Annotated in this window: 3 protein-coding genes and 1 other RNA gene; 1 reads left to right on the top strand and 3 read right to left on the bottom strand. The window is 55.4% G+C overall.

The features are described 5' to 3' along the window. Positions 1-41: 41 nt before the first annotated feature. From PG887_RS22305 to PG887_RS22295, 3 genes are all read right to left on the bottom strand, one after another. Entirely contained in the window at positions 42-578 is a 537-nt protein-coding gene (locus PG887_RS22305; RefSeq protein WP_210538745.1) for a gp16 family protein, read from the bottom strand. A 149-nt stretch (positions 579-727) separates the two neighbouring features. Further along, a complete protein-coding gene (locus tag PG887_RS22300) occupies positions 728-958 on the bottom strand; it encodes a hypothetical protein (protein WP_042074588.1) in 231 nt (76 codons plus the stop codon). 40 nt (positions 959-998) lie between these two features. Then, positions 999-1,067: hammerhead ribozyme type II (locus tag PG887_RS22295), an RNA gene on the bottom strand. 43 nt (positions 1,068-1,110) lie between these two features. Between PG887_RS22295 and PG887_RS22290 the strand changes: the two genes are divergently transcribed. Next, on the top strand, positions 1,111-1,413 hold the full coding sequence (locus tag PG887_RS22290) for a hypothetical protein (RefSeq protein WP_210538746.1): 303 nt from the start codon (positions 1,111-1,113) through the stop codon (positions 1,411-1,413). Positions 1,414-1,427: the final 14 nt, after the last annotated feature.

The raw sequence follows: 1,427 nt of genomic DNA, 5'->3' as shown, positions 1-1,427 counted from the left end.
GGCATATGGATTTAGGGACTCAGAATACTTTTTTCTGAAAATCAAGGCGGCCTTCCCCGGAAAGCCGCGATGAACCTAGTTTTATTGGCCGCCTGCAGGGCCTTGACCATCTCCCGCTTATGCCAGTGCTTGAGGGATTCCAGCACCGAATAAGCCAACGCACCATCGAGCCAGGACACCTCGGCCACACCCACCCCGTTATTGATCCGCACCGTCTGACGCTCCACATAGTGATTGAGCGCCGTCTCACTGCCATCACGCAGCAGGCCGTGTTTGGCCATTGTGATCCAGATAGCCCGGATCACCCCTATTTCAGCCGTCCGAACCTGGGTACCGCTGACCGGGCTTAAACGCTTCTGCTTGCCTCCTTTTACGCCACGTTTAACAGTCGGTTTAAACCCTGCCCCCTTCATGGCTTGCAGCACCTTGTCCAGCTCCTGGATCGACAGCGCTGCCGCAGAGCACTTGCCACTCTGCTGGGTCAGCAGCTCACGATAGGTTTCGTCATCCAGCCCCAGGGAGCGGCGGCCCACCTGCACCAGCCGGATCAAGCGGGTGCGTTCATTGCTTGCTGTCATGACTTCTCCCCACTTTTGCCACCCAGATTTGACCGGCAGGCACATCGTTTCCATTGCGCCACTCAGGGCAATGACTATCGAGCCACTGCTCGGCACCTTGCTGGTTCAAGGGGCCAAACTTCATCACATAGACCAGCAGAGCCTGCCAATTAGACGCCGCCATGACTGACCTCTGCTGCTCTGGCTTGCTGCAGTTCCGCTACCAGTTGCCAGCGCATCTGGCTGGCTTCTCCTGCCAGAGCAAACAGCCCTTGGGCACGAGCCTCTCTATCAAACTGCTTGAGCTGTCTGCACACAGCCCGTTTATCAGGGGTCGCCTGTGCAATGGCGGCCGCGCTGAATATCTTGGTAAGCCGAATATCCATCTCTGTTTTGGTCATCGCCGTGCTCCTTGTTCGAGGCGGTGAAGACCTGGGCCCAGGTCGGCTGCTCATCAGTGCCCGGCCACCACGCCGGGCAGACAGAGGGGCTACCCCCACTGTTTCGCATGATCAATACTCAATCTCCTTATCCAAACGAGAATGGAGTGTCTATGAAGCCGTTGACCGCTCATGAGGTCCTGTTACCTCTCTACAACTTCACCCAACTGATGGTTGGCCATAACCCCAAGCAGCTGCACATCTCGATCAAAACGCAGGAGTGGCTCTTCACAAGGTTGTCCACCGCCCCCTTTCCCATCAAAGAAGCGATCGAATTGGAACCATCAAAGCGATCCGCGTTTTATGAGCTGCTTACGCAATACGTCATGTTTTTGACGATGAACTCTGACCTTAAATTTGGTTCATCGCGGCTTTCCGGGGAAGGCCGCCTTGATTTTCAGAAAAAAGTATTCTGAGTCCCTAAATCCAT

Source organism: Aeromonas sp. QDB14 (genome assembly GCF_027707845.1).
Lineage (GTDB): Bacteria > Pseudomonadota > Gammaproteobacteria > Enterobacterales > Aeromonadaceae > Aeromonas > Aeromonas caviae.
Note: the sequence above shows the minus strand (reverse complement) of the source record. Positions and strands in the feature narration are given on the sequence as shown.